3 protein-coding genes are annotated in these 7,653 nt (G+C 75.2%); all 3 read right to left on the bottom strand.

The annotated features are described in order from the left end of the window. The coding region (locus CCN44_RS38815; protein ID WP_143650326.1) for a non-ribosomal peptide synthetase at positions 1 to 3,220 on the bottom strand (3,220 nt) is incomplete at its 3' end. Between the two features lie 689 nt (positions 3,221 to 3,909). Beyond that, positions 3,910 to 5,265, bottom strand: coding sequence for a serine hydrolase domain-containing protein (locus tag CCN44_RS38810; protein WP_086703662.1), 1,356 nt, complete (start codon positions 5,263 to 5,265; stop codon positions 3,910 to 3,912). A gap of 105 nt (positions 5,266 to 5,370) precedes the next feature. Further along, entirely contained in the window at positions 5,371 to 6,579 is a 1,209-nt protein-coding gene (locus CCN44_RS38805) for a cytochrome P450 (protein WP_086703657.1), read from the bottom strand. Between the last annotated feature and the right edge of the window lie 1,074 nt (positions 6,580 to 7,653).

The following is a 7,653-nucleotide window of genomic DNA, read 5'->3' as shown; positions in this document are numbered from 1 at the left end:
GCTCGGCCAGCGTGCGGCCGGGGCCGTCCGCCATGCCCTCCAGCAGGCGGTGCAGATGGGCGGTCAGGCGTGCCACGGTCGCCGCCTCGAACAGGTCCGTGGTGAACTCGGCGGTCAGCACGCAGCCGCCGTCCGTGTCCGGGGTGAACTCCAGGACCAGGTCGAAGCGGGCGGCCGGGCGGGGCAGCGGATGCTCCGTGAAGCGGACCCCGCCGGACAGCGGGGGCTCCGGGAGCGCGGTCTGCTGCACGACGAGCGCCTGCACCAGCGGGGTGCGGCTCGGGTCGCGGGGCGGGGCCAGCTCCTCCACCACCCGGTCGAACGGCACCCCGTCGTGGGCGAAGGCGTCCAGCACCGTGGTCCGCATGCGCTCCACGAACCGGTCCACGGTCGCCCGCTCGTCCACCTCGCCGCGCAGCACCACCGTGTTGGCGAAGAAGCCCGGCACGTCCTCCAGGTCCCGCCGGCCGCGCCCGGTGGTGACGGTGCCGAAGGCGACGTCCCGCTGCCCGGAGTAGCGGGAGAACAGCAGCGCCGCCGCGCCCGCGAACAGGGTGAACACCGTGGTGCCGCGTCCCGCGGCCAGCTGCCGCAGCCGGGACATCAACTCCGCGGGCAGGGCGTGCCGGTGGGCCGCCCCGGCGGTGCTGCGCACGGCGGGGCGCGGCCGGTCGGTGGGCAGCTCCAGCTGCTGAAGGTCCGCCAGGTGCCGCTTCCAGTAGGCGAGATCGGCGGCGTCCGTGTCGCCGGCCCGCTGCCGCCGCTCCCACACCGCGAAGTCCGGGTACTGCACGCCGGGTTCGGGCAGTCCGTCGGGTTCTCCGGTGACCTCCGCGTGGTGCAGGGCGGCGAGTTCCCGGGTGAGGACGCCCACCGACCAGCCGTCGGTGACGATGTGGTGCTGGGCCAGCAGCAGCAGGTGGTCCTCGGCGGCGAGCCGCACGAGCAGGGCCCGGGTGAGCGGTCCGGCCGCCAGGTCGTAGGGGCGGCTCAGCTCCTCGGTGAGCAGCTCCTCGGCGGCCTCGGCGCGGCGTTCCTCGGGTACGCCGGTGAGGTCGGCGGTGCGCAGCGGCAGGTCCGGCTCCGCCGCGACGCGCTGGGCGCCCTGGCCGTCGACGGTGGTGAAGGTGGTGCGCAGGGAGGCGTGGCGGGCCGCGAGGCGGTGCAGGGCGCGGCGCAGCGCGTCCGGGTCCAGGGGGCCGCGCAGGCGCAGGGACACGCCGGTGTTGTACTCGGTGCCGCCCGGGTTCAGCTCGTCGAGGTACCACAGCCGCCGCTGGGCGCTGGAGAGCGGCAGGGTGCCTTCGCGGGGGGCCGGCGGTATCGGCTCCGTCGGTACGGCGGCCGACGGGTCGCCGAGCAGCGGGGCCAGGGCGGCGATCGTCCGCGCGGTGAACACGTCCCGCACCGTCAGCCGGACGCCCAGCTCGTCCCGGATCCGGGCCAGGACGCGGGCGGCGAGGATCGATTCACCGCCCAGGTCGAAGAAGTCGTCCGTCACGCCGACCGCGTCGACGCCCAGGACCTCCGCCCAGATCGCGGCCAGCGCCCGTTCCCGGGCCGACCGCGGCGCCACCTGCCCGGCCGCGGCCGTCCGCTCCGGCGCGGGCAGGGCCCGCCGGTCGATCTTGTGCTGCGGGGTGAGCGGCATCCGGTCCAGCACCACGATCGCCGACGGCACCATGTGCGCGGGCAGCACGGCGGCTACGGCGGCACGCAGGGCCGCGGGGTCCGGGGCGGGAGCGGCGGAGCTGCTGGGGTCGACCACGTCGGCCGGACCAGCCGGGTCAACCGGGTCAACCGGGTCAGCCGGATCCGTGGACGCCGGCGCCCCGGCCGGCGTGACGTAGCCGACGAGGCGCTGGTGGCCCGGCTCGTCCTCGCGGACCACGACCACCGCCTCACCCACGCGGCCGGCACCGGCGCGGCGCAGCGCCGCCTCGATCTCGCCCGGCTCGATGCGGAAGCCGCGGATCTTCACCTGCCGGTCCAGCCGGCCCAGGAACTCCAGCTCCCCGTCGGCGGTCAGGCGCGCCCGGTCCCCGGTGCGGTACAGCCGGGCCCCGGGCGGGCCGAAGGGGTCGGCGACGAAGCGGGCGGCGGTCAGTCCCGGCCGGCCCAGGTAGCCGCGGGCCACCGCGTCACCGCCGACGAACAACTCGCCGTCCGCACCGGGCGGTACGGGACGCAGCGCCGCGTCGAGGACGTGCACCCGGGTGTGCGGCAGGGCACCGCCGATCGTCGGGGTGCCCCGGCCGGCGGTCAGCGGCCCGGTCCAGGTGGCGACGATGGTGGCCTCGGTCGGGCCATAGGAGTTGATCATGCGCCGGCCGGGTGCCCAGCGGTCCACGAGCGCCGCGGAGCAGGCCTCGGCGCCCACGATCAGCGTGCGCAGATGGCGGGCGGTGCCCTGCGCGGGGTCGGGCAGGGTGGCGAGCGCGGCCGGCGGGATGAGCGCGTGGCTGATGAGGTGCTCGTCCAGGACCGCGGCGAGTTCGTCGCCCAGCCAGGGGCCGTGCGGCGGTACGACGAGCGTGGCACCGGACAGGACGGAGACGCACAGCTCCAGCACGGAGGCGTCGAAGCTCGGCGAGGAGAACTGGAGCACGCGGTCGCCGGGGCCCACCGCGTACCGTTCGGCGGCGGCTCTGGTGAAGCCGCCGAGGCCGCGGTGGGTGACCGTCACACCCTTGGGGGTGCCGGTGGAACCGGAGGTGTAGATGACGTAGGCGGCGTGGTCGGCGTCGACACGCGCAGCGGCCGCCGTACCGTCCCCGGTGTCCAGCAGTTCACGGACCCGGCGCGGGTCGTCCAGGGTGACGGCGGGAGCGGCGTCGGCGAGCATCAGCGCGCGGCGCTCGGCGGGGTAGGCGGGGTCCACGGGCAGGAAGGCGGCACCGGCCCGGGCGACGGCCAGCTCGGCCGCGATCAGCTCCATCGAACGCGGCAGGACGAGGGCCACGACCCGGTCGGGCCCTGCTCCCCGCCGGGTCAGGTGTACGGCCAACCGGTCGGCGCGGGCGGCCAGTTCACGGTAGGTCCAGGTCCGCCGGCCGTCGGTGAGGGCCGGCGCGTCCGGGGTCCGGGCCACCCAGGCGGTGAACAGCTCGCCGAGCGTCGGATGCGCCGGAGCCGCGTCCCCCTCCGGCGCGCCGTCGGCGGGGCCGGCCTGCGGCGGCAGGGAGGACGCCGGTGCGGGCTTGTCGTGCAGGTCCGTCATGGGTGAAGTCCTTTGGAGAGCGGGACGATGCGACGCCGGTGCCCCGGCCGGAGGTGGTGCGCTGGACCGGGGTGGCACACCGGAGGTGCGCCACGGTGCTGCGGTGCGGGGTGCCGTGCCGGGGCCGGGGCGGTGACCCGACTCCGGGAGGGGAGGGCCGACGGTGCGGGACGGCCGGTGGTGCGGGCCGGGCGGCCGACGGTGCCGACCGGCCGGAGCCGACGACTGCCGGGCCGGGGCCTGGCCGGACATGCCCGGGGCGAACCGGGCCGGACCGGGGCGGGCTGGACCGGCCCGAGCCGCGAGCGGGCTGAGCCGAGCCGGACCAGACCCGGCCGCGACCAGGCCGAGCCGAGCCGGTCCGAGACCGATCCAGACCGAGCCGAGTCGAACCGAGCCGAGTCGAGTCGAACCGAACCGGGACCAGCCGAGCGAGACCGGTCCGGGGCCAGACCGAGGCGAGCCGGACCGAGGCCGAGTGCCGAGCCAAGGCCGGGGCCGACCCGAGGCCGGGAGCGCGCCCGAGACCCGAGGCCAACCCAATCCCGAAGCCAACCCAAGGCCGGGCCAACCCAAGGCCCGGAGCCGGCCCGAAGCCCCGAGCCGACCCCACGCCCCGAAGTCGGCGACCCGAAGCCCGGATCCGACCCGAGGCCGCGGGCCCAGCCGAGTCCCGAGGGCACCCGCGTTCAGCCGTCGTCGGTGATCCGGCGGGCCGTGCGGCCGGAGATCTGTACGCGGTCGACCCTGCCGGTGGCCGGATCCCGGTGGAACCGGCCGCCCGGTTGCGGACGCCCGGTGTCCGGATCGAGCAGATCACAGGTCAGGTCGGCGTAGCAGACCAGCGGGATGGGCAGGTCGCCGTCCACCGACAGGGCCGGCGCGCCGTCCGCCCCGGGCGCGACGCGGTACGTCGTGGTGCCGTTGCGATAGGTGCCCACGCAGTCGGGCAGCGCGACGGGACGGCCACGGTCCACGGTCCGCGCCCCGGCGGGCACCCGGATGCCGGTCAGCCGGCCCAGTTCCTCGGTGAGATCACGCCAGAGCGCGGTCGCGCCCCCGGCGTTGCCCGTGAAGGCGACCACCACCGCGCTCTCCGGGTCGGCCCGCAGATGGCAGGACGTGCCCTGGGCGTTGCCGTCGTGCCCGCACCACACGCGGTCGTCCCGCTCGTACAGGGCGAGGCCCGCACCCCAGCCGTCGGCCAGCGCCCCCGGGCGTGCGGCCGGCTCGGGTCGGCGCATCTCCTTGGCGACGGCGGGCGGCAGCAGGTCCGCGCGGCCGATCAGCGCGTTGCCGAACGCGGTCAGATCCAGGGCGCTCGCGAGCAGCGCACCGGCCGGCGCCTCCAGCGGCGCCAGGTTCTGCCGGGCCGGACGGGCCTGCCCGGTCGCGGTGTTGAGGGCGTGTCCGGCGGCGACGGGACGCGCGGGCGCGGCGTCCCCGACGAACGCCGGTACGACACCGAGGGGTTCGAGGAGCAGCACCCGCATCGCCTCGGGCCACGGCATGCCGGTGACCGTCTCCACCAGCCGCCCGGCGGCGACGTAGCCGGCGTTGGAGTAGGAGAAGTCGGTGCCCGGCGCGAACAGCGCGTCGCGGGCGGTGCAGACGGCCGCGAGATAGCGGGCGGCGGTGGTCGTGGCGGCGGTGTCCGAGTCCGGCCCGGTGGGCAGTCCGCCGGTATGACTGAGCAGGTGACGTATCGTCACGTCGGGTATGCCGCTCAGTTCGGGGAGGTGCGCGGCGGCGGGCTCGTCCGGGTCGAGGTCGCCGTCGTCGGCGAGGAGCATGACGAGCGCGGCGGTGCAGGGCTTGGTGAGCGATCCCAGCGGGACCGCCGTGTCCGCGGTGAACGGAGTGCCGGTCGCGGTGTCGGCCGTACCGGTGTGTACGGCGATGACGTCCGTGCCGGTGTCGAGGGCGAGTTGGGCCCCGGGCACCCGGTGGGTGCGGGCCAGGGTGTCGAGAAGGTCCTGCAGCTCCCGGTGTAACAGGGACGGCGTCGGGGAAGCGGTCGGAGCGGCGGGGATGGTGTACGGCATGAGAAGGGGACTCCCGTTGGGTGGGTCTCATGTGCGGGTGTGCCGGTCCGGCCCGTGCACGAGCGGTGTGGGGAGGGCCGGCCGGGGGCGCTGGACGCGCTCGGACTACGGTCTGCCGACCTCGACGGGCAGGTGCCGTACGCCGATGATGACGGCCGGGTTCTGGTAGGCGATGTCCTCGTAGCAGGGGACCGCCAGGATGCGGAATCGTTCATGCAACATCCGCAGGGCGATCCGCGCCTCCAGCCGGGCCAGTGGCGCGCCGAAACAGAAGTGGATGCCGTGCCCGAAGGTCAGATGCGGATTCGGGTTCCGGGCCGCGTCGAAGACGTCGGGCGTGTCGAAGCGGGTGGGGTCCCGGTTCGCGGCGCCCAGATGTGCCATCAGCAGGGTGCCGGCGGGGATGTCCCGACCGCCGAGGACCACGGGGCGGGTGACCCGGCGGCCCAGCTCCGGGAACGGCGGCAGCCAGCGCAGCACTTCCTCGACGGCGGCCGGGATCCGCGCGGGATCGGCGCGCAGCGCGGCGTCGGTGCCGGGGTGCCGGTCGAAGGTGACGACGGCGTTGCCCAGCAGCGCGGTCGTGGTGATGTGCCCGGCGACCAGCAGCAGCGCCACGAATCCGACCATCTCCTGGTCGGCGAGCCGGACACCGTCCACCTCGGCGGCGATGAGTCTGCTGGTGAGGTCGTCACCGGGGTGGGCGCGGCGGGCGCGGATGTGGTCCAGCATGTAGCCGTTCATCTCGCGCACGGTGGGGGCGATGGCCTCCAGCGCCCGTTCCAGGTCGGCCATGTCCGGCGCCTCGCCGAGCTGGTCGCCGCCGAACAGGACGCTCGCCCACTCCTGGAAGAGCCGGTGCTCCTCGGCCGGGATGCCGAGCAGTTCGGCGATCACGATGATCGGCAGCGGATAGGCCAGCGCGTCGACCAGGTCGAACCGGTCGCGGTCGGCGACCGCGTCCAGGAGCCGGGCGCACACGGCCTCGATACGGGGGCCGAGCCCCTGCACGACCCGCGGGGTGAACGCCTGGCTCACCAGGGTGCGGAGCTTGCGGTGCTCCGGCGGGTCCATGCCGACGAAGTTGCCCTGCCGGAAGGTCTCGAAGTCGGACTGGGTGGGGGCGAGGGCGGAGAGGTCCGAGGAGTACGTCGCCGGGTCGGCGAGCACCGTGGCGACGCCCGCGTGGTCCAGCACCTGCCAGACGCCCTGCGTCTCGTCGTACCGCACCGGCCCGGCCTCGCGTAAGTCCCGCCAGCGGTCGGGTAACTCCTCCAGGAGGAGCCGTTCGCCCGTCGGTTGCCTGCTGATCACCTTGTCTCCTTGCTAGCGCGTACGGGCATGGAGGAGTCACACATCCACGGGGAGGACGCGGACCGGAGCGGCCGGGGCCGCGGGCACGGCGATACCTTCGCTGCCGGGACGTCCGGACGGAAGAAGCGCGCGACCCGCGTGGCGACCGGTGTACGGCGGGACGGTCGACCGCCGCGAGTCGGCCTCGGCCGGTCGGCCACCATCGGCCTGCCGCGGTCCGCTGCCGTCGGTCTGCTGCCGGAGTGGCCCGCAGGCCTCAGCACATGCGGTGCAGGACGCGGCGGCTGCGCGGCCGGCCACGGCCCCGCAGCGAGCCCGGTCGTGCGGCGCGCCAACCCGACATAACCCATCCCCTCGGCGATACCTCCCGCGCAGCGATCACGCGGGACCCTCCCGGCTCGTGTACGGACAACGGGGCGCACAGCCCCGGCCCTTGGAAACGAGGTGTGAGAATACGCAGTCGCAGCGCGTGCCGCCCCCTGATTGGCATGATGCGCACTCCGCGACACCTTCGTTTCGATGGAACTCGGCCACAGTCTTCACGGTGCGTCACGCACAAGCAACCCCCTGAAGTTGAACGGAGAGTACTCTGCCGGTGCTTTTGCGTCACTGTCCGGCCACTTGCCGAGGCCCCGTGCGCGCCCAGGGCCGCGGCCGGATCGTCGCCCCCGCGTGTGCCCCGGCGCCTCGCGCGCAAACCGGGCGCGCGCGAAAAAGGTCGCCACCGCGCACCGACCGGCGTTCCGTACGCCGCTCGGCCGCCCGTCGGCCGACGGTCCGCTCCGATGTTCGACGGGTTGGCCGGACTGCTTCTGATCTGGGGGGATGATTCGGCCAGTGGACACTCCGGGGCCGGCGGGCGGAACGCCGACGACACGCGCGGCGCGCCGTCCCGGCCCACCGCCGACACGCCCCGGCCGCCTCGCGCTTCTCGGCACCGGCACGTGACCCTCCGGTAACCGAAGGGCCGGGAACGACGGCCCTCCCGTCCAGATTCAGCCATCCAGGCGCGACAGGGGCGCACACCAGAAACCCGTACACCACCCGTGCTTCTCCCCCGCCCCCGTGCCACCC

Source organism: Streptomyces tricolor (assembly GCF_002155905.1).
Classification (GTDB): Bacteria; Actinomycetota; Actinomycetes; order Streptomycetales; family Streptomycetaceae; genus Streptomyces; species Streptomyces tricolor.
This window is presented reverse-complemented; position numbering and strand designations above follow the sequence as displayed.